The following is a 24,883-nucleotide window of genomic DNA, read 5'->3' on the forward strand; positions in this document are numbered from 1 at the left end:
GACCACCATCGACCTACGAAAGGACACAGGCAGCCATGGCCTTCCCTCTCGCCTATTCCGATATCGTCAGGCAACCGCCAGGCCAATTGGGTCCGTACGGTTACCAAGAGCTCGGCCCCGGAGTATGGGTTCCGAGCCCAGGAACGAATCAGATGCATCCCGGTACGTTCGAACCGGAATCTTCGGGCAAGTTCGTGGATCTTGCCGAGATCAAGACGACGAGCCCGGGAGAACTCGGCCCCAACGGCTATATGGAACTGGGGCCGGGAGTCTGGATACCCCAGCCGGAACTGGCCGACGGTTCTCCTCCGGAGATCCCGCTCGATCTTTCCGCGATCCGAACGGCAGACCCAGGAAGAGGGTATACGGAACTCACTCCCGGCGTGTGGATCCCCAACCCCGGCAACCGGTTTCCTCCGGTACTTCACAACGCGGACAGCGGTGACCAGGAGGGTGGCGACATATCGGACAAGCTTCTGGCCAACTCCGACGAGGACGCACCCGCCGCGTCCCATGGTGTCTACGAGGTCGACTACTCCGAACTGGAGAAGTTCGCCGGAGAACATGAGCTGAACGCATCCCAGGTAGCGGACTGGGCGAAGGCAGATCCCGACTTCGCGGAGCGCTACCTCGCCACACATGGCCTCGTCAACTACAACACCTATCTTGCGGTAAAGGGCTTCCTCGAGCAAAAGCTCGCGGCCGGAACGGCATTCGCCGACCGCAACGCGCAAACTGCGTACGCACTGCGCAGCACCGTCGTCGGCACTCAAGCGCAAGACAGCGCGGGCGCCGCGTCCTTCCGACCGGACATCCGCGCATGAGCGTTGTCATCCACCCCGAGGTGCAGCGTGCTCTGGATCGCGCCGACGCTCTTACTGAGCGCCTGTACACCTACCGCGACAAGATGTCGGCCATCACCGGCGAGCGAATGTCGAAAGACGCCGACATCGCGATCAAGGTAGATCTCACCGGACAGCTGACCGATCTCTGGCTCAAGCCCGGCGTACTCGACACGAAGAGTCCGGCGTCCATTGCGCAGGAGATCACCGAACTGCTTGCCGAAGTCGGCAGGGAAGTCGCCGACCGAGCGAGTGAGCTTTACCGGCAGGCTCATGACATTGCAGACATCGACCTCCCCTGACATCTCTGGCCCGGCCGAGAGCCGCGGCGATGTGAATCATCGTGCCGAGGCGATGATCCGATGGCTGCTCGCCGGCCACGGCGGACTGAAGAACGTGGCAAGAATGCTCACCGACGCATTTGGCCCAGCGGCGGTCATCGCGGCGACAGTCGACACCAGCGACGGCACCATAACCGCCTATCCGACCAGTCCAGATGCGGCACCTTCCGAAAGCGGCTGGATTGAAGTGCCCAATGGCTGGCAGCACGCCTTCGATCCGCCGAGGATGCCACACAGTGCCACCGCCGAGCATCATGTCGTCGCCGGAATCACCTCTCGCAATGAGCTTCTCATTATCAACCTTGCCGCCGCGCGGGCCGTCGGCATCGATGGCGCGGCAACGCCGATCATGCGCTCCTGGCTGATGCAGGTGCTGTCGAAAACCCCCGAGGCGCAAGTTCTCATCGACGATGAGGCTGTGGCACTGCCGGTCGGTAGTCGAATCAGGCACGTCGGCGAGCCTGAAGTTTCGTCTCCCACCATATGTTTCACCACTGCGTCAGCGGCTCCGCTGGACGGATCACCCATCACCGTTTCCATGCACCCCGATACCCATGGCAACGCACTACTCCTCGACGGAGAGGTGGCCGGAATCTACGTGGCCAATCGGTACTGGCCACTGTGGCGGTATCTGCACCTGACCGATGATGCGTGGTCGGCCTTGGCGGTTTCGTTGTCCGCCGCAGTGACTCCCGATGGGAATGTACAGCCCCCCGACGAATCGACGCACAGGACACCCGTGACGCCCGCTAAGCCACAAGGTTTGTATGCACTCGGCAGTACGTATGCGCTGGGTGAAGACGCGGAAACCGGCGAGCATGTCCTACACGGAGCTGTCACTCGGATGGGCGCCAGGAAACCAGTCGAGGCGCTGATGGCGCTGGCCACCTCGGGCGGGCTGACCACTGCCGAGTGGGATCAGATACTCGACATCAAACCCCCCAACCGCCGCCAGCTCCGGACCCAGATCCGCCGGATGTTCGGTGGTACCGACCCAATCACGACCGACCCGCACAATCTGCTGAACGTCGACCTGTACTGCGACTGGAAGGAGTTCCAGCAGTTGGTCGGCCACGACGTATCCGTCGCGAGTACTGAAAAGCTCAACGCTGCAGTGAAACTCATCCGCGGTGCACCATTCGCCGACATCCCCGATGATGCCTACCGATGGCGATCGGCGGTTCTCCTCAAAGACCGACTGATCGATCTGTGCGCTGACACGGCACTCGAGCTGGCGACCCGCCAAGCCACTGCGGGCGACAGCGTGTCCGCGTACCACACGGCGCGGTTGGGACTTCAGGTGAATCGAGTGCGCGAGGACCTCTGGGAGGTCGCTATGAAAACGGTCAGCGACGAAGGCCGTGCGGCCCTGGTCTACGACCTCATGGAGGCAATCGGAACACCGCAGACTCCCGGCCTAAGGGCCCTCATGTCCCGCAGCCGGGCGCACACCCGCTGACAAGCTACAGAACGGAAACACGGTGAAACGGTCCAGCGACAACGAGCTTCCCTTCGAACAGCGCAGCTACCAAGTGTTCAATCCGCGGCGCACCATCGGGGTAAAGGCGGCATTCGGCGGTGCCACGACCGGCGTCTTCCTGAGCGAAGCCGTGTCATATTTCAACGAACGCATTCTGGCGCAACAAATTCTGGAAGTCGCGGCGGTCGCATCCATGCGCGGACGCCTCGCCCTTCGGGAAAAGATGGATGAGGCTGCCGAAGCCGCGGACAACACGGTCGGCGCCGGCACGTACGAACTCCTCGATTCGGTCCCCACAACTGAGGAGTATGAGCGATTCAAACGAGAAACGCTGCGGTGAACGGATGCCGCCCGGCATCACCCCATGTTTTGCAACTGGCCCACAAAACTCAGGAGCACCGTCCAATGTCAGATGTGATGACCGACCCGTCCTTCATGACGGGATTCCCCGTCGGCGTTGGCCTTCGGATGCTTGGTGTAGGCAACCTCCGGCCGACTCGACAGCAGCGCGACGCGTATCTGCGCTTCACACAGCTCGGTGATCCGCTGGCGGACGCAGTCGTCGACATGTTCCGGCGACTTCCCGCCGGTGAGGGCCGACGGATGTTCGAGACGGCCGTCGAGCACGGCATCGACGCAGTGGAGTCGCCACCGCCGGAGTTGGTGGCCTTCTTCGCTCAGGTGGACGCCGTGCCGTACTGGGTCGACCAGGACAAACTGGCACTGGCTGCGCGGGTTATCGGGCGCACCGGCGCTATCACCTGGCTGACTTCACTGGGCATGCTCGCCCTCATGGGCGGCTACCTTGCTTCGCGGGTTACGAAAACCCTTGTGGGGACCGGTGAACTGGAACGCAAAGCAGTGAAGCGACTGTCCGATACCGCAGCCTGGGCGTCGGATGTCTCCACTCCGGGAGCGCTTGACCGATTCAAGCCCGGGTTCACCGGCACTCTACGAGTGCGTCTGATGCATGCGATGGTGCGTGCAGGCATGAGCCGGCGGCCCGACTGGAACCACGAGGAGTGGGACGAGCCGGTCAATCAGTCGACGCTTGCCGGAACGTTGATGCTTTTCGGCCTCGCCAACATCGTCGGTTCGCAAGCCCTCGGCCTGCGTTTCACCGACCGCGAGAAAGATGCCGTGTACCACCTGTGGCGATACGTCGGCTACCTCCTCGGCATCGACCCCGACATCCTGCCGACGAATGAGCGGGACAACTGGCGGCTGCTGTGGATTCAATCGGACTACGAGTTCCACCCGGACGAGGATTCGCGTCGGCTCGCGGATGCGCTGAAAGCGGCGATTGGACCGATGCTCGTCGGCTCCGGCAAAGGCACCTTACCGAGGCTTACCCGGTGGGGTGTGACGGGATTGCTCTGTGGCTACAGCCGTCTGCTCCTCGGCAAGGTCAACAGCGACGGGCTCGGTCTACCCGATGACAAGGTGTTCCAAGCTGCTGTGATCGCGATAGCAACCGCACGCGGCGCAACAGAGGTCCCGCGGCGACTGGTGCCGGGAATGACGCAACTGCAGGAACGCATCGGGATGTGGGCGCGAACCGCCATGACTCATTCGATGCAGACCACCGCCGCGAAACGCGCATACTCCCGGCATGATGGCCTTGCCCGAGTGGATGAGCCGTACGCGCCGCGTGACGGCGAGCGGCATCCAGTGTCCGTCGAGCGAGAGCTGGCATCCGTATGACCCGGTACAGCGGCGAACACGCAATCGTCACCGGCGGGGGAATTGCGGGCATGTTCGCGGCAAGGGTTCTCGCCGATCACTTCGACCGTGTGACAGTACTTGAGCGAGACAGAATCGAAGAAGGCCAGTTTCGCAGCGGTACACCACAAGCAAGGCATCCGCACCTCCTGCTGGCTCGCAGCCGACTGATCACCGAAGGTCTGTTTCCGGGGATAGGAGCTGAGCTCTCACAACGAGGGGCCATCTCCTTCGACTTCGGGCAGCGTGCCCGGCTGCACTTCTCGCGTGGCCAGGCGCCGGCGACCGAGACAGGTATCGACATTCAGTCGATCAGCAGACCCGCACTCGAGGCCGCCATCCGGGAGCGCGTCATGGCCTTGCCGGAGGTTGAGATCCGGACCGGGGTGGTCGTGACGGGGCTGCTGACCGCGCCGGGCGGGCGCCAAGTCGTCGGCGTCATCACTCACGAACATGGCGTCCGCGCGCCCGCCCCGATTACCGAGATCCATGCCGACCTCGTCGTCGACGCATCGGGCCGCAACTCACATCTGCCGGACTGGCTTCAGCAGCTCGGCTATTCGCAACCTGACAAGGTCACCGTCGACGCCAACCTCGCCTACGCCACGCGCATGTTCGACATCCCGAGCGGCGTGGAGTTCGATTGGGATCTGTTGGTCGAGTTCACCGAGGCGTCAGTCACTACGCGCGGTTGTTTTGCGCTGCGTATCGAGGGACAGCGGCTACTGTGCACCCTTCAGGGCACCGCGGGGGACCACCCGCCCAACGACGAGGAAGGATTCCTCGCGTTCGCCGACACACTGAACAGCGGGATCTCCAACATTCTCAGCATGCTGACGCCCATCTCATCCATTTACCGGTACGGCGCCACCGCCAACCGGCGATACGAGTACCACCGACTGAGGAACTGGCCTGCGGGACTCATCGCCATCGGGGATGCCGTGTGTTGCTTCAATCCCGTTTACGGGCAGGGAATCACGGTAGCGGCGTGCGAGGCTCAACTCCTTGGCGAGATCCTGGGCAACCGCGGTCGAACTGCACCACACCAAGCGTTGCGTTCCTTCCAGGCACGTCAGATGCAACTCATCAGATGGCCCTGGATCTGGTCGACTGCAGGCGATCGGGCGTGGCTGGCCAAGGGAAAGCGGCTGTCTGTCAACGCGATTGTGCGTACCCTACTGAATACCTACACGAACTCGGTGCCCGCAGATCGCGAGCAGTACGTCGGCTTCCTCAAGCTCGCCCATATGCTCGCCGGACCGGCGAGTCTGCTGCGTGCGCACACGATCATCTCGATCATCAACAGCGTCACCCGCAGACAGAACGACGTACTGGTCGAACGAGAGCTCGTGACCTCTCCATGTCAGGCCGGGAGCACGTCGCCAAAAGAATTCGCGGACAACGTTCCAACTCCTTGAGCGGCGTGGGCCAGGACCGCCGACAAAGCTCCGCCCCGTGCTGGCTTCGTCCAGGCACGGGGCGGAAGGCGCTCTGAGTGGCCGGACCTACTCTGGCGGCGCGCCCAACTTCGTCGGATCCGTGATCACCGGGTTCCGGATTCCGAGCTGGCGGTTGATCAGCATTGTGATTCCGAACAGCACGATGCCGATCCCGACGAGCACCAGCGCAACGACATACTGCTGCATCGGTCGTCCGGATAGCGGCGACACCAGATAGAGCGACGCTATCAGGCCGAACACCGGCAGCACGGTGGGCGTCTTGAAATGCGAACCCTTGTCACGTACGTCGCGCCGCAGGACCAGCACCGCGACGTTGACAACCGCAAAGACCGCGAGCAGTAAGAGGGACGTCGTGCCACCCAGAACGGATATCGCGTTGCTGGTGGCGAATACGCTCACGTAGATGATCAAGCCGAAGGCGATCAGCGTCGTGAATACGATGGCGATCCAGGGAGTTTGGCGCTTCGAATGTACCGTGCCCAGCACCGGCGGCAACACGTGCTGGCGCGCCATACCGTAGATCAGCCGACTGGCCATCAACATGTTGATCAATGCGGTGTTCGACACCGCGAACATCGATATGAACGGAAAGATGTCCTCGATCGGCAGGTTCGGTGCACCGGCCTTGACCACCTCCACCAACGGGGTATCGCTCGCGGCGAGCGTGCCGACGGGTACGAGCGCGACCGCCACGATGGCCACCAGGATGTAGACGATGCCGGCGATGGACAGGCCGGTCAGCAGCACCTTGGGGAAAGTCTTGACCGGATCTTTCGTCTCCTCGGCCATGTTCACCGAGTCTTCGAATCCAACCATCGCAAAAAACGCAAGCGACGTCGCGGCGGTCACCGCGAGGAAAGCGCCCTTCTCGGAGTCGGTTTCGAATGCGACTACACGAGCGAAATCGATGTCGCCTCCGCGGGTGAACGCCCACAGCCCGACGAAGAGCACGAGCATCAATCCGGTGGCCTCGATGATGGTGAGTCCGACGTTGAGCTTCACGCTTTCCCCGACTCCGCGCAGGTTGACCAAAGCCAGCAGCAGCATGAAGAGCAATGCGATGGTGACCACACCAGCCGTACCCCAGGACAAGTCGAAGCCCTTGAGCAGATTTGCCGCGAAGAACCGTGATGCGGTCGAGGCGGACGTGATCCCCGAACACATCACCACGAATGCCACCAAGAATGTCACGAACTGAATGCCGAATGCCTTGTGCGCATACAGTGCAGCTCCGGCAGCCTGGGGATACTTCGTCACCAGCTCGAGGTAGCTGAACGCGGTTATGGTGGCGATCATGAAGGCAACCAGGAACGGCAACCATGCCGCTCCACCGACTTCTGCGGCCACATCACCGGTAAGCGCGTACACGCCGGTGCCCAGTATGTCGCCGATGACGAAGAGCAACAGCAGGCCGGGGCCCATGACCCTTTTCAATCCGGGCTCTTGCTCGTCGCCTCCCTTGACGAGATTTTCGTCAAGCACTTTCGTTTCGGTCATCAATTCTCCACTCAAATAGTTCAATACCGGCACAACGCTTACGCCGGTGCAGCCCTCGATGAGGACGTCGTTACGAACCGGAATCGGACGGTGTAGAAGGCGCGACTGCGGTGTGCAGATGAACCACACCCGCGTCGAGCGCCCGCCAGGTGACGTCCGACCAGCCTGCCTTTCTGATCCAGTGGCCGAGAACCTCAGGAGCGGGCCACTCTTGGATCGAATCGGCTAGATAGCAATATGCCTCGGGATTGCTGCTGACGCGTTTTCCGATCCACGGCACCACATGGCGCAGATAGTTTCGGAAAAGCAGTCGGGGCAGTCGAGCAGGAGGAAGACTGAACTCACAGACGGTCAACCTTCCACCGGGGCGAACGACTCTGAGCATCTCGCCCAATACGACGGAGGGTTGTGCCATGTTGCGCAACCCGAAAGAGATCGTTACCGCGTCGAAGCTGTCGGGCTCGAACGGAAGTCGATGAGCGTCGGCAACCTTCGTAGGAAGGTCCGGGTGGCGACGATTGCAGATCGCGAGCATGCCTGCTGAGATGTCGCAGGCGACCACACTGGCACCGTGGCGCGCCAGAATTTCGGTTGACGTTCCGGTTCCCGCGGCAACGTCGAGTATGTGCCGCCCCGGGCCGGCATCGGTCGCTCGAGCCATCTGTCGACCCCACTCGTTCATCCGACCCCACCACAGTCGGGCGCGGGTGCGGTCATATCCGGCGGCAACCTCGTCGAACATGCCTGTAATTTCAACGGCATTCTTATCCAAGTTCGCTCTGGCCATGAACCACCGTTCCCTCCAATGTGTTTCGACACGGTACCCCAGAAATATGACGCAGAACTCACCTGCGAACGGCGAGATTACGCGGCCGTCGAAATAGTGTCCACGCGACGGAATGAAGCGTATTTCCAGTCGATTCCGTCGTACTGTGCAGAATGTCGGTCGTCGTCTTGCGCGGACGAGGAACGATGATGCAAAGCCACCGCGACGCAGACAGTTATCCACCATCTCTCGCCGGTTCGACGGAAACCTCCTTCAGTGTTGCAGCGTCGGGCGTGGCGCTTCGGACTTGTTGGGGTCGAGTTGTTTTCGTGAATGTGCGATGATGCCGAAAGTGCGGGACCGGCGGCTTGATGGCCGCGCCTGTTGCCCAGAATTTCCGCCCGCACCATTCGAGGAGATTCCCGGGGAGTGTGATGATCGAGAAACCGGTGACGCCCCACGCTGATGCGATCCTGGGCCCCTACTGGGAACACGCCCTCACACCCGGCCAGCTGTCGGACCGGTCTCTGGCGTTGGCCGGACTGGCCGCCGACATGGACAACACATCGCTCGACGGACAGATGAAGTCTCAGCAGATGCTGGGACACGGCAGTGGCAACTTGGTGACCGCGATGTCGAGCACGTGGCGAAACTACTTCGTCCGGGTCGGCGACATCGGATCCCAGGTGGGCCAAGTATCCGGACTGCTGGCTGCTTGGGCCGCGACGCTCAACGCAATGTTGACCGAGATGGCGAGTGTCGTCTGGGCTGCTGAGGCCGGAATTCAGGCGATCGAGGTCAACGAAGTGGCTCTCGCCGCATCCGGTCAGGATCCCCGGGCGATGGTTCGCGCCATCGTCGTTGAGGCGCAGGGGCAAATTGCCGCAATCTCCGCGGCGGCAGCGGCCGGCCTGGCTGTCATACCTGAGTGGGCAGGGGGGCAGGCTGGCCATGGCAACGGCGGGCCCGCACGAGATTCGCTTGTCGGCGATCGCACCGATTGGAACGGGGACGGGACGATACCGGCGGGTGAAGTGCCTTCGACGCAAGAAGGTCCGGTTCCGGTCAGCCAGCGGACGCCCTTGAGCGATACGGCAGGCGGGGTGCCCGCGACGCGGGGCAGCGGGACGGGGGCCGGTAGTGATTCGGGCGCGTCGCCACCTGGCCAGTCGGCACCCACGAGCCCCGATGCGGGCACGAGCGTCGACCACGGTGCGGGAGCACCGGGCCGTGCCGCGCCTACGGGCAGTGACAACCCGGCAAGCTCAGTCTCACCCACGGCAGGCAACAGGCCTGCGCTCGAGACGACTCCGACCTCGAGTGCAACCACCGATGTGACGTCGGCACATCAGCCATCGTCCAGTACTTCGATGCCAGGGAGAGGTGCTGATGGTGGCCATACAGATGGTGCGCCGTCGTCGACGCCGAGCCCACCTTCATCGGCCGGATTGACAAGGGCTGATGCGATTTACGAATCCGGACCGGTGGGAGTTGGTGTGCCAGGCCTTCCCAATACGGGCACACCGGTCGCCGCCGCGGCGAATGCACTGGCCGCGGCGGCTGCGACCACCGCCGTGGCCCAACCGGTGGCGATTTCGAGCGCCGCTCCGGTCGCTCCACCGGTCTCGCCTGTCTCTCCGGTGACCGGCTCGGCATTTGCGCCCGCGCCGTCGACGGTGGCCGTACCCCCTGCTGCGGTGCCGGTCGCTTCAGCGGCTCCGATGGTTGCCTCGATGCCGTCGGCCGGTACAGCCACTCCGGCGCAGCCTCAGGTAGGTGCCGCGCAGATCCCACCTGCGGCGGCACCACAGTCGCAGTCGAACAATTCGGCGGCCACCGGCCAAGCCTCGGCGACGGCGCCCGTCATACCTCCGGTACCGGCAGCGCGTGTTTTCGACGACGCGGCGGGCATCTTCATCGCGCCTTTCGGCGGGCGGTGGACAGGCGGTGAGGTGCCGGCGCCCGACCCCGATCTGGCCGCGCTGCAATGGGTCCTGGAGTCGGCCGGCGGCGGTGACGAAGTCTGTTGGGCCGCAGGCATGCTCGTCACCGATGCGCGGCGTCAGGTAGTCGTCACCACCGATCGGGGGCGATCCTGGTTTCCGAGAAACGCCCGCCTGCCTGCGGACGTCATCACGCCGTGGACTCACCCGGACTGTGCGCGCTGGGAAGGGCTGCGCGACCCCGCCCGGGTCATCATCGAACACGCGGCAGCGATTCCCGGCGCCAGCCTGACAGCGCTGGTGTCCTCGGCAGGGAACACACCGGCGGTTGCCGTTGAAATCCCGTTCGCCTTCGTCCGTGTCTCTCGTGCCGTGCGTTCGCAGGTCACCACGGTCTCGCGGATGGCGTTCGGGGTGCGCACACAACACCTCGAGGCGGCCGCCAGCCTCACCGAGCCCGAACAACAGCGCAAACAAGCACTGTGGCTTGCGCACGATGCCGTGCACCGCGCAGGAGTGCGCGGTAAGGCCCGCACAATCGTCGACTTCATCGCCGCACAGCCTCAAGCGATCTGGCCCCACCGGTCAGCCGGACTTTCCTGGCAGCAACTGGCCGAAGAACACGATCAGCTTCGCTCGATGGAACGTGCGCTGCGGCTGGATGTGCGCGACATTCCCGTGGGAGAAGTCGACACCGGAGGAGGCCGGTGCCGAGAGCTTCTGATCGCTGCCTATGCCTGCGAGGCCGTTTTCGCGTTGTGTGAGCCCGATGCCCGGCAAGCGCTTGAGGATGCGCTCTACAGCTGGTCGATGCTGATGGAACTCGGCGCGGCGAAAGGAATGGTGACACCATGAAGCCTCTGCTCGAGATGGAGCCAGCTGCCGAACGCGATCTCGGGCACGCCATGCGCTCGCTCGGTGAGACAGCCGGTGCGCAGCTCGCGCAGGGCGTCGACAGCGCGCTGTCAGCGACACCGGCGACCAGCCCCGTCGGTCAACTCATCTCGGCGGCCATGCAAGCACTGCATGGTGGATTGGCAAGCGCGCCGGCGTTCGTCACCAGCCAGTCAGAAACCTTGGGCGAGTCCACGGTCGCGTCGATCGCGGCCGTCGAAATGCAGGACCAGCAGGGCGGTTCGAGGTTCGGTGAACCCGTAGCCGAGGGGGCACCAGATGAACCCGGCGGCCCCGCGGAGGACGAACTGCTCGATCCGGAATCGATCGACGACGAGGCTCGCCAGCTGGCGCAGCAAATGCTGATGGAGGATCAGGCGGCACAATTGGCTGGCCTGGGGGTACAGATCGGCGCCCAGCTTGTGCAGCAGCTCAGCCAGCAGTTGAGTCAGTTTTCACAGCAGCTCGGGCAAATGGTCGGGCAAGGTGGGCAGATGCTTGGCCAGTTGGCGTCGAACGCTGCGCACGATGCTCCCGCCGCCGAATTCGACACCGGTCGAGACTGGGGCGATCTCGACACCGGCGGCGACCTCGGCTCCGGTGGATTCGAGACAGGAGTCGGCGAGACGCTGCCGGCTGGGTTCACTGGCCCGGCTGTTACACCGACCACTGCATCGACTGTGCTGTCGCCGACCGCGATTCCAACCGCATCATCCGGCGTGACGACCGCCGCATCGGCTGCCAGTCGGCTGCCGATGATGCCCCCGATGATGCCGATGCATCCCATGGGCGGGTCGGCGTCGACCGGTTCGGGCATCGGGCGCGACACCCGGATCTTTCCGGACCGCAGGGTTTTCGAGCCGCCGGTGGGCGTGGAACAGAATTTCGGCTCGGTGCCCGATATCCAGACCGGAACGCCGCCCTTCGGTGGGGCCAAGACCGCGAACTGACCTACAGACGCCGAGCCTGCGCCCAGAAATTCACCATGATTGGTAACTTTTCCGCATGCGGTCTATCCTGGACGGGTCATCGACCTGAGGTACGGGGAGGGCAGAGTTGACGGCCGCGAATTACCTGGCCCCACCGAACTGCGGCCGCCACCGCGACACGATCGTGCGCTGGGAGCAATCGGCTGCCGAGGTGTTCACCACGGGCAGTAGAGCCCAGGCACGTGCGGCGTTGGCTGAAGCCCAGGTCTTCTGCGGCGGATGTCCGATTCGCGTCGCATGCGAGGAACAGGCCGCCAGTGAGCGCTACACCGGCGTGGCCGGCGGGCAGATCTTCGTAGAGGGTCGGCGCAGATCGCGGCCCACGAAACCCGTCACCAACGCGGCATGACGCCGATCCCCCGGTCTTCGTGAGATGAGTTGAGATGACAACTGTTGGCGTCGCCAGACCGTTGGACGTATTCACGATGGGTTTGCGGCATCTGCGCAACGGTGAATCAGACCGCGCCGCAGAAGCTTTCACGCAAGCGGTACGGGCCGACCCGATGATGTGTGATGCGTGGTTGGGCTGGATGGCCACCGGCAACCGCACCCTCGAAGTCACCGGTGGCGCATATGAGTCCAGGCGCAACCTCGGGCTCGCCTTGCGATCGGTGTCTGGCCGCAACGGTCGTATGACGCCGGACCAACTCGGCGCCGTCACGACAATGACTCTGGGCGCGTTTGGTTTACAGCTACCGACTCACACCGAGGTCCACCTTTCGATCGCCCACGCAGTGGCGTTGGCCGAGGCTGATGAGCCACAGTTGGCCGCGGCTGCCGAGGTGATCGAACGTCAGCTGCGGAAGTCGAGCCTGCAGTCCGGCGACATCATGGACGTGGACCTGCTCGACTACGTGCGGTTGTGCCTTTTGGGATTGGCCCGGCGATGGCCCGATGTTCTGGCATTCGAGCAGCAACACCGTTGGCGCAGCCTGGAAACCGACCCAGCGGTCAGTGACGCCGAGATGGCTCGGCGCCGGCAGTTCGTCGACTACTTGAACCTGGGAATGCTGCTCTGGAAAGCGTGGGCTCTGCTGGGTACCGGAAACGCCGCGCAAACGGAGTGGTGGGCCGACAACGGACTGAGCCGGGACAATCTGCCCGCGGAGGTCTACCAGCGTCTTCAGTTGGCAAGGGGCTACGCGATGCGCGCGCTGGGGCGTCGCGAAGAAGCCATGCAGGCCTTCCGGGAACTTCGCGCAGTCGTCAATCACGCCGACGTCATCGCGGCCATCGACGAACCGGATGCACAGATCGAAATTGTCACGGCCGAATCCCTGGCGACGCGCGGCGACATCTGGGATCCGGGTTCGGGACGCTCGGCTGTTCAGTTGGAATCCGAGCAGCGGGAGAACCGTCGAGAGAAGATCCGCGCCGAAGCCATGGCCGAACTGGACAAACAGATCGGGATGGAAGCGGTCAAGACCCAGATCCGGCGTCTGGAATCGAGCATGCTGCTCGCCCAGAAACGCGCCGAAATGGGAATTCCGACGAAAGATCTTGCGCTGTCGTTCATCTTCTCCGGCCCGCCCGGAACCGGCAAGACCACCATGGCGCGGGTACTCGCCAAACTGCTGTTCGGGCTGGGCATCATCGCCCGGCCGGAAGTCGAGGAAGTGCGCCGGGCGGATTTGGTCGGCGAGTACCTCGGCAAGTCGGAGGCGAAGACCAACACCGTGATCGACCGGGCGCTCGGTGGCCTGCTGTTCATCGACGAGGCTTACGCGTTGTACGGCAAGGGTTACGCCGAGGGTGACGCGTACGGCGAGGCGGCAGTCACGACCCTGCTGGCTCGAATGGACAACGAACGCCGGGCCACCGATCCGGCCAAGAAACTGGTCGTCGTGATCGCGGGTTACGACGCCGACATCGACCGGTTCCTCACCATGAACGAAGGCCTGCCGTCCCGGTTCACCACTCGCATCCAGTTTCCGCCGTACTCCGCCGAGGAGTTGGCGTTGATCGCCGACCGGATGGCCGCTGACAACTCCTCACTGTTCTCGGCAGCCGGCCGCGACATGCTGCTTGAGCATGTTCGCAAACTGGTCACGCTGACTGTGCCCGACCAGGATGCGCTTGGTGAGCCCCGAATGGTCCCTGCGATGAACATGGCAGGCAATGCCCGGTTCATCCGGACCATAACCGAGAAGGCCGCCGAAATTCGAGATGATCGACTGCGGCACATGGATTTTCAGTCGATGACAAAAGAACAGCTGGTGACCATCGAACCCGCCGAGGTGGCTGCGGCGGTTCGGGAAGCCTGTGAGGCTCAACGCGTCCCGCTGGCCTGGTAGAGAGAGGGCGCCAGATCGTGGCTGAGATCGACGGTCCTGAGAAGAGACGCCGCAACGGTTTTCGATTGACCGCCCGTTATCAGGTTTCGGGGTGGCGATTCCTCTACCGGCGGCTGCAGCACGCGTTGGTGCGACGCGACACCCGAATGATCGACGATCCACAGCGCTTCCAGGCCTCGCCACTGGCGCTCGGACTGATCTTGGCTGTGGTGGTTGGGGTCGGTGCACTGGTGTGGGGTCTGATCTCTCCCGCCGGGTTGGTCGACAACGCGCAGATCGTGGCCGACAAAGACTCCGGTGCGCTGTATGTCCGCGTCGGTGACCGCCTGGATCCGGTGACGAACTTGACCTCGGCACGCCTGATCGCCGGCGGGCCACACAACCCGGTACGCGCACGCGATACCGAGATCGCGAAGTTTCCGCGCGGTTCCCTTGTCGGGATTGTCGGCGCGCCAGTGGATATCCGGGACAGTGACGATCCGCTCTCGGTGTGGACGGTGTGTGACACGACGGCTACCGGCGCGGCCGTGCCACTTGATCCGGTGTCCGGGCTGCCGTCCAGTGCGCTGTCACCGGTAACCACCACCGTGATCGGCGGCGCGCTGGATCATGATCAGAACACGAGCGCGCTCGGTGGCGCGCGGGCTCGTCTCGTCGGCTATCGCAGCCAGACCTGGCTGGTGTACGCGCGGCCCGACGGCATCGTGGTCCGCGCCGCGGTCGATCCCACCGACGGTGTGGTTGCCGATGCGCTGGGCTTGAGAACCGACGACAGCGTGCTTCCGATTTCTCCGGGGTTGTTCAACGCACTGCCTGCCGAGCCACCGCTGATCGTGCCGGTCATCGCAGATTCCGGGACGGTGCCGAAGTTCGAGTCATCCCGGCGACTTGAGGTCGGAACCATTCTCAAGGTGTCTGAACTCAGCGGTGACTCGACGTATTACGTGGTGCTGTCCGACGGGGTTCAGCAGGTGGGAATGGCCGCGGCGACCATGATCCGGGCGGCCAACCGGCAGGCCACTACCGAGCCGGCCGAGATCGGACCGGATGAGCTGGCCGACTATCCCAAGTCGCGGCAGTTGTCGGTCGACTACTACCCCGCTGCGCCGGTGCAACTGGAATCGGCGACGCATAATCCGGTGACGTGCTGGTCATGGCGGCACCATCGGGAGGAACCGACCGCGAGTACAGAGGTTCTCACCGGCCGGTCACTGCCGCTGGCACCGGAACGTCAGGCCGCGATGGTGCCGCTCGTGACGGCGGCGTACTCGCAAGGTTCAACTGCCGACCGAATCTCGATGCCACCCACTACCGGCCGCTTCGTTCAGGTGACGGGGTCGGCGCCTGATTCCCGCAACCAGGAAGGCTATTTCTGGCTGTCGGACAACGGTGTTCGCTTCGGCCTCGACACCAGTGGAACCGAGGGGGAGAAGACCCTACCGGCACTGGGCCTGCATTATCCTGCCCGTGCGCCCTGGGTAGTGGTGACGCTGTTCGCGGCCGGCCCCACACTCTCCCAACGTGATGCGTTGATTCGCCACGATGGCGTACCCCCAGATCAATTCGTCGCCGGGATCGACCCCGAAGAGGTGCGGTGACAATGCGGGTCTCATTTTTCCGCCCACCCAACAAGCCGAGCCCGCCCCGGATCGCTCGCGACGAGATCGAGGTGCCGCCGCCCAAAGAGATCGACGAGGGTGAACCACAGCCGAAATGGCGGACGGTCGGACTGCCGGTGATGATGGTGGTCGTCGTGATCGCGATGGTGGCACTGATGCTGCGTACCGGTCGCACGTTCAACCCGCTGTACATCCTCTTCCCCCTGATGATGCTCATGGGCGTTGGCGGTATGGCGCTCAACGGGGGCGGCGGTGGGGGCACCAGCAAAGCCCAGATTCTCGCCGACCGAAAGTCGTCGACGCGGGCGCTCAGCGTCACTCGCGAAAAAGCCTTCGCGCGTGGCCTGAGCATGCACGAGGGTCTGCAGTACTTCTACCCGGACCCGGTGACCTTGCCGAGCCTCATTGGTACCGAACGGATGTGGGAGGTGATGCCGACCAGCGACGAGTTCACTGCCTTGCGTTACGGCTTGGGCGAGGTGGAGTTGGCGGCTCGCATCGTCGTCCCCGAGGCACCGCCCGGGGAGTTCCTCGAGCCGGTTTCGTGGGTCACCACCGTGCGGTTTCTGCGGCATCAGTCCACCGTGCGCGGTATGCCGGTCGCACTGACCGCATCGCGTTTTCCGGTGATCGGTGTCACCGGTGAGCGCGACGTGGCCCTTGGCATGGTGCGGGCGATGGTGTTGCACGCCGCGGTGACGCACGGGCCGGACAATCTCGCGATCGCAGCGCTGACCGATGACCCGGATGGCGTGGCGTGGTCGTGGCTGAAATGGCTTCCACACAGCCAGCATCCGTCTGAAATCGACCGCCTTGGCAAGGCGCGGATGCTGTATTCCGACTGGTCGACACTGACGAAAGGCCTTGGTGCCGATGAGGAGAGCGACCGCGAGGGAGTGGTGGATTTCGACACCAACTTCGATTCCAACCGCGAGATCACGAGCGACGGGTACCGTCATGTGCTGGTCGTGGTCGATTCCGCGATACCCGACAAGCTGATCGATTCGGCGATTACGCCGCTGGCCAATGTCACCTGGCTGCTGATCGATCCGCCGCTGAACGCCCTGACGGCCGATGAAGGTATCACGTTGCGCTGTGACCCGGATGGCAGTGTGTGGCGCAGCGAGGCCGAACGACCGCTGGCCGAACCCATCCGGGTGGCGATGGCAGACCAGGTGGGAATCGGGGATGCGCGCACCGTCGCCCGTCAGCTGGCGAGGTTCGAAGTCGCCACGCTGCTCAACATGACCAGAGCCACCAAGCAGGTGGAACGCGGACGGGACTGGGGCGCTTTGATGCGCGTGCGGGATCCTGGGGCCCTGGATCCGATGGAGACCTGGAGTGCCATCACGCGCTATACCGATCGGCGACGACTCCGGATCCCGATCGGTTTCACTCCGTCCGGCGATCGACTCGAACTCGATCTCAAACAGGCAGCCGAGGGCGGCACCGGACCGCACGGTCAATTGTTGGGTGCCACGGGGTCAGGCAAATCCGAGTTCCTCCGCAACGTCGTGGCCAACGGTTCGATCACGCACAGTCCTGATCTGTTGAATTGGCTGCTCGTCGACTACAAGGGCGGTGCGACCTTCCTGGACATGGGGGACCTCCCGCATGTGTCTGCGGTGATCACGAACATGGAACAGGAAGCACACCTCGTCGGCCGGATGCGGGAAATGCTCAACGGCGAGATCGAACGCCGTTACGTGATTTTGCGCGACGCGAACGAACGGTTCCCGCGGACGGACATCAAAGACATCCGCGACTATGAGATCCAACGCGAACGCGGGGCCGATCTGCCACCGTTGCCCTCCTTGGTCGTGATCATCGACGAATGGGCCGAGCTACTGCAAACCCACCCAGACTTCGGCGAGTTGTTCAAGCGGATCGGCCGAGTGGGCCGGTCGGTCGGCGTGCACCTGCTCTTCGCTTCCCAGACGCTGGAAACCGCCGGTCGCACGAGCGGTCTCGAGGCCAATATCGGTTACAAGATAGGCCTGAAGACGCTGACTGCCAGTGATTCACGAAGCCTGCTCGACGGCTCGGATGCGGCTTTTCGGTTACCTGGCCAGCCCGGGCATGGGGTGCTGAAGGTAACCGGCGGCGATATGACGACGTTCTATTCCGGTTGGACCGGTGCGCCATACTTCCCGCCCGCCGCGACCATCGATCATCCCGAACAATCCGGCACTCAGGCACATTCCGCAGAAACCATCGATCCGCAGCCGTTCACCGCGGCGCGACAACCGCTGCCCGATGCCGGTACACCCGTCGAGCTGCCGGAGCCTCATCGCAGTGAAGACGAGATCAACGCAGCGCCGACGGTTTTCACCACCGTGGTGGAACGATTGAAGCTCGGCACCGCCACCAAGCCCTACCGGATGTGGTTGCCGCCGTTGACCGCTACGACCTTGGACGATGTCGACCCCGGACTCAAGGAGTGGGTGGCGCCGGTCAACACATCGATGCCCAGGCTCACCGTGCCGTTCGGGTTGTTCGACGACCCAGCTCGACATGCCCAGCCCGCTTGGTTGCTCGACCTCAGCGGCAACGTGTTGATCACCGGTGGCAGCCAGACCGGAAAGTCCACGGCTGTAAAGACACTGGTGACCTCACTGGCGTTGAACAACACCGCCGAGCAGGTCCAGATGTACATCGTCGACTACGCCGGCGGTGGGCTCGGCCCGCTGGGCGAGCTTCCGCACGTGGGCTCGGTCGCAACCCGCGCCGAACCCGACGCAGTCAATCGCATGCTCGTCCAGCTCCAGACTCTGATCATCGATCGCGAGAGACTCTTTCGGGAGCACGGAATCGGCACGATCGCCGACTATCGCGCGCTGCGAACGCGACCCGACACACCCATTCGGGCGAGTGATCCCTACGGCGACGTCTATCTGATCATCGACGGCTGGGATGCGGCGGTGGCCACCGGTGCTGTGCTCAATTACCGCGGTGCTGAAGTCGAGGCGCTGATCTCCGGTGCGCTGAATTACGGTGTGCACCTGATTCTCACGACCGCCCGGACTGTAGAGATGCGCGGCATCGAACCCCATATCCATACGTTCATCGAGTTGCACAGCGACAGTGAGATGTCACGGGTCAAGGCGGCGTTGGCCAAGAAACGCCGGCACGAACCCGGGCATGCCATCACCACCGACTCCGAGCTGCAGGGGCTTGTCGCGCTGCCCCGCATTGACGGGGTGCCCGATCCGAACAGTGTGGGTGCCGGTCTGTCGAGCTTGATAGCCTCAGTTGCCAGTAGCTCGTCGACGGGCGCAGAGAGGGTTCGGACGCTTCCGGTTTCGTTGACGCGCGCCGAGATGACGCCGAGTGTGCCTTCTCAGGACGGCGATCCACGGCGGCGGCTGCGCCTTCCGATCGGTGTGCGGGAATCGACCCTCGGTGTGGCATATGCCGAGATGTATCGCGAGCCGCACCTGGTCATCTACGGGGAGCCGAAGTCCGGAAAGAGCGAACTCGTCGGCACGATCATCGACAGCATCTCGCGACAGTTCCCCACGATGGACGATGCGGCAATCGTGCTGATCGATCCGCGCAGTAGGCATCTGGGGTGCATCGATGAAAAGAACCTGTTCGCCACCGTTCGGCGCGACAGCGAGCTCGAATCCGTCATCAACACGCTGAACGATGCGTATGACATGGCATCGCGGACGGTCCCTACCGGCGTCACCGCGGCTGAGCGTAAGGCGCGGTCGTGGTGGCAAGGACCCGAAATCTTCGTCGTGATCGACGATTATCAGATCGTCGCGCCACGGCATGCGAGCCCGGCCGTTCACAACCTCGTCCCATGGGTACGCAATGATTCGCTCGCTCGCGGGCTCCATTTCGTGGTGGCGCGCAACTCCCAAGGGCTGATGCTCGCGGAGTACAGCGATCCGATTATCAAGCAACTGGGGGAGGACCGTGTGCCGGCCGTCCTACTCTCGGCCGACAAGTACGACGGTGGCGTCGGTGAAACCAAATTCGAGCGGTTCGGCATTCCTGGCCGCGGGCGATACGTCGAGACCGCATTCGGCCGGACCGAGCGTATCCAGGTGGCGTGGTCGGGCCTCGCCGAGGCGGACGTAGTCGAGGACTTCGGGGACTGACGTGGTTACGGCGGCGTAACCCATCGTGAACTTGCTGGTATCGCCTTGTTCGGTCTGGAACCGGTTGCAATACTTCCCGCCATAGGTAAACTTACCCACACAGGAAGTGCACGTATCCGCATGATCGGGGAATTGCCATGATCACCAGAGTTGACATCCCAGTGCTGGTTACTGAGATGGCCGACATTGCAGGCGTCGTTGCGCGCGGCGCGGCGGTCGTCGCCGGCGGCGCCACCGCCGCGGCGGAGCCGGCACCCGCCGGTGTCGACGAGGCATCTTCGCTGGCGGTGGTCAACACGAGCGCTCACACCGCGCAATTTCTTGCGGTCGCGGCACAGGTCGCGGCGGAACAGGCGCGGTACGCAAATGCTTTGGGCAGTGCCGGGTTCAGCTACGGGGTCGAAGATGTCGCCAACGGCTCCATGTTCCGGTAAGCCGCGGGCCGCACGGCCGAGCGCAGCCACCGGTTGGGGACGCTGATGTGGGCCCCGCCAGAAATAACCACCGGCAGGTTGATGGCCGGTGCCGGCGCCGGGCCGATGCTCGCCGCGTCGCAGTCGTTCACCGCTTTCGCGTATGCGTTTGAAACAGCCATTGATTCGCTGCTGACACACCTGGGACGCCTGATGGGCAGTTGGCAGGGGCCGGCGGCGGAAATGGTTGCAGCGACACTGACCCGCCATATCGCGTTACTGCGACTGCTCCACGCGCAACTCGTGACCACTGCCGCCCGCACTGCCGATCAAGCTGCGGCGTACACCACCGCGGCGACGTCGGTGATCCCGATTCCGGCGATCGTCGTCAACAAGGTCACGCGCGTAGTTCTGGTCGCCACCAACTTCTTCGGCCAGAACCAGCCGATCATCACGGTCAAGGAGGTGGAGTACGCCGTGATGGGTTTCCACAACATGGCCGTGCAGGCGGCATACCTCGCAGCTACCGTCGCCAACACGACCTTCGAGCCGTTCCAGCCTCCCGCGCCGCTCGTGAGCACTGACGTCGCGGTGCCTTCTATCGCCAACCAGAGCATGGCGGCAGCGACCTCGGCAGCAGACAACTTGCGGCTCAAAGCGATTGCTGCTGAAGCCAGTGCGGACCAGGCTGCGATGCAGGCGGGTCAGGGCGCGGGGCTCACGTACGCGGCGGCTCAGGAGGCTGCCACGACATCCGAGCAGGCCGACGCCGAGGCGGCGATGGCCCGATTCCGGGAAGCTCAACTCCGTCAACTCGAGCAGATGGGTCAGCAGGCTGCGCAGCAGATTGCGCCGATAGTCGTTCAGCAGGCCATCCAGCTGCAGCAGCAGGTGGGTCAGCAAGTACTTCAGGCCGGTCAGCAGGTCGGACAGCAGATCAGCTCGCACGTCGCCAGCCTGATGGAGGGAGTGAACGCACCAGATCTTGGTGACGTGGGATTCTTTGACACTCGGCCGGATTCGCCGACTTTGGATGTTCTGGCCGGAACCGGAACGGGAAGTTCGGCGATGGTCGCCGGGTTGCATGTCTCCGGACTCGGCGGACTGTCCGGTGCGTCCACCGGGTACCGCTTCCCGGCGTCATGGGACGCCGCGCTTGCGGCCTCGGCGCCGCCACCATCTTCCGCGGCCGCGTCGGCCGCCGGCGCGGCACGTCCGATCGGACCGGCGATCGCCCCGATGGCGGGGACCCAACAAAGCCGTGATCAAGCGGCTCCGCTCACCCGGCCGGTGACGGAGGTCATTCCGGTGTGGGGCGAACAGGACACGTCGGTGGAGACGGTGTCGGTCGGCGAGTTGACGCGGGAACGACAGGAGGCGTCGTGAACCGGTCTCGACATGTACTTGCGCCCAAAGCTGCTCGGGGCGTAGCGCGCACATCTGCGCGTCCGAGGAGCAGCACCGCACAGTCCAACGGCCCAAGGAGATAACGATGCAGCAGGCATTCACCCAGGACACCGCCAACCAGATCGCGAACACGAAGGGGTTTCGGGGGCTGGTCGACGAGACAGCGGGGAACATCACTCAGCTGCAAGCATTGATCGACACCGTTCCCGGCGTCGCCCGGGGCGAAATGGCTGCCGCCTTCACGACGCGCAGCATGGAAATCCGACAGGTGGCGCTGCTCAACAACAACACCTACACCGCAATCACCGATGGCCTGCAACACGGCATTGCGTTGATCGCCAATCAGGAGGCCGCCGGCGCCAGCTTCTTTCAGCAAGGCGTTGTCTAAACCCGTCTCGGCTGAACGCCAGACGAGACACATACAGGAGGACGATCATGATTTCAGGCTCTAGCTCGACCGATGTGCACTACAACTACGGCGGTATCGAGGAGGTGAAGGCCGGGCTGGACAGGATTGTGACCACCGCCCAGGCGCTTCTCGACGCGGGCCGAGCGAACCGGGCCTCATTGCAGGCGTCGTGGGACGGTACGTCGGGGCTTTCGTTTCAGGACGCCTTCACGCAATTCGAAGCCGCCAATCAAGGGGTCATCGATATTGCCAACCGCACAGCGCAGGACCTCGGTGTAGCGAACGGCGAAATGGCGATGACCGAAGTCTCACACGCCAACATGTTCCGGGGTGTCTGACAACCAACGAATCGACAAGCGCCCCAACGCGTCACATGCGTGGGGACTTGTCGTTTCGTCGGGTGACTGTCAGACGTGGCAGAACGGTTCACGGTAAAAACAGATGTTGGCCGCGGCCTACCTGAGCGTCGACGGTGCGCTGTTCCTGAAACGACTGCTCGGGATCGACAGTTTTCCGGCGGTGTTGGCGCTGTACTCGAACGTGTACTACCGCACGGACCAGCACCGCGTGGATGACGTCACGGTTCCCGTGCTCGTTCGTTCAGGGCTGCTCGATGTGGACGGATCCGTCGAACCCGACCTGGCGCGATGGCTTCGGGTCCTCGAGCGCCCCGACGTAGAGGCGTCGCTGCGCGCGATGAACGGAGAATTCATGCGACGAGTCGTGGTCGCCCGTCGCGGATCCGAACACGTCATGGCGGTGCGGCGTGGCGACGAGGTCGTTATACAGGGACTGTGGTCACACGGTCAGCGGGCACACGAAGTCGTCGCCGCACCATTGTGGGCCGCGATGCGGGAATCGGAGGGTAGCCAAGCGCCGCCGCCGGCGAGGATGACCTCGGTAACCGCGCCACTGGAGGAGTTCCAGCGCGTCGCGCAGAGTCCTCCCGGTGAAATCGTGCGGCCGCTGCGGCAACTCGGAGTGGATGCTGCTACTGCGCGGATCCTCAACGAGGTCTCGACTTATAGCGGCCAGCGCTGCGAGATCGTGATGTACGACAACCATGGAACAGAGCCGGTCGTAACGCCCGCCGGAATCGCCGTGGCGGACACCTCATTCGGCCGGGTGATCACCGCGGTGCGCAAACATGGATCGCAGCTTTCCGTCACTGCGGGGCCGGGAACCTACGCGCGGTTCCGCACAGCCGTCGAGGACCTCATCGCGATGACACCGTCCCGCAACTGGTTTGCCACGACGGCCGCACCGTAGCTGGACCGAACACATCCGCGACACATTGCGGAGAAGGAGAAATGGCGTGGCTGAGGAAGCCGATTCGGTTCCCAACCAACGGTTGTGGGATCCCTCTGTGCCCTCGGAGGAAGTGACGAAGGTGTTCGTGCGCGCCGGCGTTGATCGCGGCGAGGGTCTGCCTGGCCCTCCGCCCAACGGACTACGCAATGCGCAGGCGCCGCAACGCTCGGGTATGGCCATGCCGCCATGGGCTCCGCAACAGCATCACCCATTGCCACCGCCGCCCGATCTCGCCGAACAGCCACACGAACAGTCATCGCCGGGCTTCGGTGGCAGCGTCCGCACCAAAGACGCTGCACCACGGCGGCCACATGCCGGTTCTGGGCACACCGGTCCGATGGCAATGCCGACGCGCCGCGGCCCAGCCCCGACACCGGGCCCACGTGCCGAGGCGATACCGCAAACCGACGCGGAGTACCGGCGTTCGGCGCCGATTCAGGCGGCCACCGCAGGATTGCATGCCGAACTGGTCACGGTGTCACAAGAAGAGCAGTCACCGCGTGCGACCACCGGGTGGCGCGGCACGCTGAACGGCTTGGGACTGGGGCTTGGACCATCGGCAAAAGAACGCCGGCACCGTGACTTGGTTCAGCGCATTCGAGCACCGAAGAATGCCATGTATGCCGTCGCCGTGCTCACCCTCAAAGGTGGCGCGGGAAAAACCACCGTTTCTTCAACTTTGGGTCAGGTCTTCGCGTCGTTGCGCCCGGATGGGGTCCTTGCGGTCGATGTCGACCCGGCCGCAGGCGATCTCGACACCCGTACCGCGATCCATCCCGAACGCCACACGATGCTGGATCTCCTCAATGCCAGCGACTTGTCCCAGCGGGATTTCGTGCAGCGCTACTTGTCCACCACCGAAACCAACCTGCATGTACTGGCGGGCGGATGGCGCGCCGACAGTGACCGCGTCCTGGTACCCGAGGACATCCGCGATGTCCACGAAATCGCGTCGCACTACTACAGTCTGTTGCTCTGGGACGGCGGCACCGACCTTCACACACCGGTCAGTCGCGAGGTCCTCACGAAGTCCGATGCACTGGTGCTACTGATCCCACCGACTCGTTCGGGAGCGCTCGCTGCCGCGAAAAGTATTGACTGGTTGCGGTTTCACGGACACGAAGGCCTGCTGGCCCGCACGGTCCTGCTCATCAACGAATCGTCGGCCAAGCCGCAGATGAGTGTCGACGAGCTTCGAAAGTTCTTCGCCCGTCAGCAGATCAAGATGCACTACGTCGGCTATGACAAGCACCTCGACGAAGGTCTCGCGGTGGATCTCAACAAGCTGTCGCGCCGATCCAGGAGGGGGTTCGAGGAACTGGCCGGTGTTCTCGCCGACGATTTCCTGATCCCCCAACCGCCGGCTCAATCCGCGGCGGGAGACTGA

General features: G+C 63.7%; 20 protein-coding genes. 18 read left to right on the forward strand and 2 right to left on the reverse strand.

The genetic code is table 11. The annotated features are described in order from the left end of the window. The first annotated feature begins 35 nt into the window (after window positions 1-35). The 6 genes from ACRCUN_RS23465 (at window position 36) to ACRCUN_RS23490 (ending at window position 5,803) form a co-directional block, all read left to right on the forward strand. Window positions 36-824: a hypothetical protein gene (locus tag ACRCUN_RS23465; protein ID WP_462144017.1), complete on the forward strand. Its 789-nt coding sequence runs from the start codon at window positions 36-38 to the stop codon at window positions 822-824. Further along, window positions 821-1,144 carry a YbaB/EbfC family nucleoid-associated protein gene (locus ACRCUN_RS23470; RefSeq protein WP_462144018.1) on the forward strand — a complete coding sequence of 108 codons (324 nt, stop codon included), beginning with the start codon at window positions 821-823 and terminating at the stop codon, window positions 1,142-1,144. Before ACRCUN_RS23465 ends, ACRCUN_RS23470 begins: the two co-directional genes overlap by 4 nt. Next, window positions 1,095-2,642 (forward strand): AfsR/SARP family transcriptional regulator, encoded by a 1,548-nt coding sequence (locus ACRCUN_RS23475; RefSeq protein ID WP_462144019.1) that lies wholly within the window; start codon window positions 1,095-1,097, stop codon window positions 2,640-2,642. Before ACRCUN_RS23470 ends, ACRCUN_RS23475 begins: the two co-directional genes overlap by 50 nt. A gap of 22 nt (window positions 2,643-2,664) precedes the next feature. Further along, window positions 2,665-3,003, forward strand: coding sequence for a hypothetical protein (locus ACRCUN_RS23480; RefSeq protein WP_462144020.1), 339 nt, complete (start codon window positions 2,665-2,667; stop codon window positions 3,001-3,003). A gap of 77 nt (window positions 3,004-3,080) precedes the next feature. Beyond that, on the forward strand, window positions 3,081-4,367 hold the full coding sequence (locus ACRCUN_RS23485; protein WP_462144021.1) for an oxygenase MpaB family protein: 1,287 nt from the start codon (window positions 3,081-3,083) through the stop codon (window positions 4,365-4,367). Next, a complete protein-coding gene (locus ACRCUN_RS23490) occupies window positions 4,364-5,803 on the forward strand; it encodes an NAD(P)/FAD-dependent oxidoreductase (RefSeq protein WP_462144022.1) in 1,440 nt (479 codons plus the stop codon). The genes ACRCUN_RS23485 and ACRCUN_RS23490 overlap by 4 nt, the downstream gene beginning before the upstream one ends. An 87-nt stretch (window positions 5,804-5,890) precedes the next feature. On the opposite strand, the gene ACRCUN_RS23495 is transcribed toward ACRCUN_RS23490, so the two are convergent. Both ACRCUN_RS23495 and ACRCUN_RS23500 read right to left on the reverse strand, forming a co-directional pair. After that, window positions 5,891-7,342 (reverse strand): APC family permease, encoded by a 1,452-nt coding sequence (locus ACRCUN_RS23495; protein ID WP_462144023.1) that lies wholly within the window; start codon window positions 7,340-7,342, stop codon window positions 5,891-5,893. 70 nt (window positions 7,343-7,412) lie between these two features. Further along, entirely contained in the window at window positions 7,413-8,129 is a 717-nt protein-coding gene (locus tag ACRCUN_RS23500; RefSeq protein WP_462144024.1) for a ubiquinone/menaquinone biosynthesis methyltransferase, read from the reverse strand. 413 nt (window positions 8,130-8,542) lie between these two features. Between ACRCUN_RS23500 and ACRCUN_RS23505 the strand changes: the two genes are divergently transcribed. The 12 genes from ACRCUN_RS23505 (at window position 8,543) to ACRCUN_RS23560 (ending at window position 24,883) form a co-directional block, all read left to right on the forward strand. After that, complete coding sequence (locus tag ACRCUN_RS23505) at window positions 8,543-10,906, forward strand: hypothetical protein (protein WP_462144025.1); 2,364 nt, start codon at window positions 8,543-8,545, stop codon at window positions 10,904-10,906. After that, on the forward strand, window positions 10,903-11,895 hold the full coding sequence (locus ACRCUN_RS23510) for a hypothetical protein (RefSeq protein WP_462144026.1): 993 nt from the start codon (window positions 10,903-10,905) through the stop codon (window positions 11,893-11,895). The genes ACRCUN_RS23505 and ACRCUN_RS23510 overlap by 4 nt, the downstream gene beginning before the upstream one ends. Window positions 11,896-12,001: 106 nt before the next feature. Next, window positions 12,002-12,283 carry a hypothetical protein gene (locus tag ACRCUN_RS23515; RefSeq protein ID WP_462144027.1) on the forward strand — a complete coding sequence of 94 codons (282 nt, stop codon included), beginning with the start codon at window positions 12,002-12,004 and terminating at the stop codon, window positions 12,281-12,283. A 34-nt stretch (window positions 12,284-12,317) separates the two neighbouring features. Then, window positions 12,318-14,228 (forward strand): AAA family ATPase, encoded by a 1,911-nt coding sequence (locus ACRCUN_RS23520; protein ID WP_462144028.1) that lies wholly within the window; start codon window positions 12,318-12,320, stop codon window positions 14,226-14,228. A gap of 17 nt (window positions 14,229-14,245) precedes the next feature. Next, window positions 14,246-15,826 (forward strand): type VII secretion protein EccB, encoded by a 1,581-nt coding sequence (gene eccB, locus ACRCUN_RS23525; RefSeq protein ID WP_462144029.1) that lies wholly within the window; start codon window positions 14,246-14,248, stop codon window positions 15,824-15,826. A 2-nt stretch (window positions 15,827-15,828) separates the two neighbouring features. Then, on the forward strand, window positions 15,829-19,956 hold the full coding sequence (eccCa, locus tag ACRCUN_RS23530) for a type VII secretion protein EccCa (RefSeq protein WP_462144030.1): 4,128 nt from the start codon (window positions 15,829-15,831) through the stop codon (window positions 19,954-19,956). Window positions 19,957-20,093: 137 nt separating this feature from the next. Next, a complete protein-coding gene (locus ACRCUN_RS23535) occupies window positions 20,094-20,390 on the forward strand; it encodes a PE domain-containing protein (RefSeq protein WP_462144031.1) in 297 nt (98 codons plus the stop codon). A 45-nt stretch (window positions 20,391-20,435) separates the two neighbouring features. After that, window positions 20,436-21,755 (forward strand): PPE family protein, encoded by a 1,320-nt coding sequence (locus tag ACRCUN_RS23540; RefSeq protein ID WP_462144032.1) that lies wholly within the window; start codon window positions 20,436-20,438, stop codon window positions 21,753-21,755. 106 nt (window positions 21,756-21,861) lie between these two features. Beyond that, on the forward strand, window positions 21,862-22,164 hold the full coding sequence (locus ACRCUN_RS23545) for a hypothetical protein (RefSeq protein ID WP_462144033.1): 303 nt from the start codon (window positions 21,862-21,864) through the stop codon (window positions 22,162-22,164). Between the two features lie 47 nt (window positions 22,165-22,211). Beyond that, window positions 22,212-22,523 (forward strand): WXG100 family type VII secretion target, encoded by a 312-nt coding sequence (locus ACRCUN_RS23550; RefSeq protein ID WP_462144034.1) that lies wholly within the window; start codon window positions 22,212-22,214, stop codon window positions 22,521-22,523. A 103-nt stretch (window positions 22,524-22,626) separates the two neighbouring features. Beyond that, window positions 22,627-23,454 (forward strand): ESX secretion-associated protein EspG, encoded by an 828-nt coding sequence (locus ACRCUN_RS23555; RefSeq protein ID WP_462144035.1) that lies wholly within the window; start codon window positions 22,627-22,629, stop codon window positions 23,452-23,454. Window positions 23,455-23,500: 46 nt separating this feature from the next. Continuing rightward, complete coding sequence (locus tag ACRCUN_RS23560; RefSeq protein WP_462144036.1) at window positions 23,501-24,883, forward strand: MinD/ParA family ATP-binding protein; 1,383 nt, start codon at window positions 23,501-23,503, stop codon at window positions 24,881-24,883.

This window comes from Mycobacterium venezuelense, from assembly GCF_054919535.1.

Bases quoted from the DNA above. Each gene is read 5' to 3' on its own strand.
- ACRCUN_RS23465 (WP_462144017.1), top strand. From the start codon at position 36: ATGGCCTTCCCTCTCGCCTATTCCGATATCGTCAGGCAACCGCCAGGC.
- ACRCUN_RS23470 (WP_462144018.1), top strand. From the start codon at position 821: ATGAGCGTTGTCATCCACCCCGAGGTGCAGCGTGCTCTGGATCGCGCC.
- ACRCUN_RS23485 (WP_462144021.1), top strand. From the start codon at position 3,081: ATGACCGACCCGTCCTTCATGACGGGATTCCCCGTCGGCGTTGGCCTT.
- ACRCUN_RS23490 (WP_462144022.1), top strand. From the start codon at position 4,364: ATGACCCGGTACAGCGGCGAACACGCAATCGTCACCGGCGGGGGAATT.
- ACRCUN_RS23495 (WP_462144023.1), bottom strand. From the start codon at position 7,342: ATGACCGAAACGAAAGTGCTTGACGAAAATCTCGTCAAGGGAGGCGAC.
- ACRCUN_RS23500 (WP_462144024.1), bottom strand. From the start codon at position 8,129: ATGGCCAGAGCGAACTTGGATAAGAATGCCGTTGAAATTACAGGCATG.
- ACRCUN_RS23505 (WP_462144025.1), top strand. From the start codon at position 8,543: ATGATCGAGAAACCGGTGACGCCCCACGCTGATGCGATCCTGGGCCCC.
- ACRCUN_RS23510 (WP_462144026.1), top strand. From the start codon at position 10,903: ATGAAGCCTCTGCTCGAGATGGAGCCAGCTGCCGAACGCGATCTCGGG.
- ACRCUN_RS23520 (WP_462144028.1), top strand. From the start codon at position 12,318: ATGACAACTGTTGGCGTCGCCAGACCGTTGGACGTATTCACGATGGGT.
- eccCa (WP_462144030.1), top strand. From the start codon at position 15,829: ATGCGGGTCTCATTTTTCCGCCCACCCAACAAGCCGAGCCCGCCCCGG.
- ACRCUN_RS23535 (WP_462144031.1), top strand. From the start codon at position 20,094: ATGATCACCAGAGTTGACATCCCAGTGCTGGTTACTGAGATGGCCGAC.
- ACRCUN_RS23540 (WP_462144032.1), top strand. From the start codon at position 20,436: ATGTGGGCCCCGCCAGAAATAACCACCGGCAGGTTGATGGCCGGTGCC.
- ACRCUN_RS23545 (WP_462144033.1), top strand. From the start codon at position 21,862: ATGCAGCAGGCATTCACCCAGGACACCGCCAACCAGATCGCGAACACG.
- ACRCUN_RS23550 (WP_462144034.1), top strand. From the start codon at position 22,212: ATGATTTCAGGCTCTAGCTCGACCGATGTGCACTACAACTACGGCGGT.
- ACRCUN_RS23555 (WP_462144035.1), top strand. From the start codon at position 22,627: ATGTTGGCCGCGGCCTACCTGAGCGTCGACGGTGCGCTGTTCCTGAAA.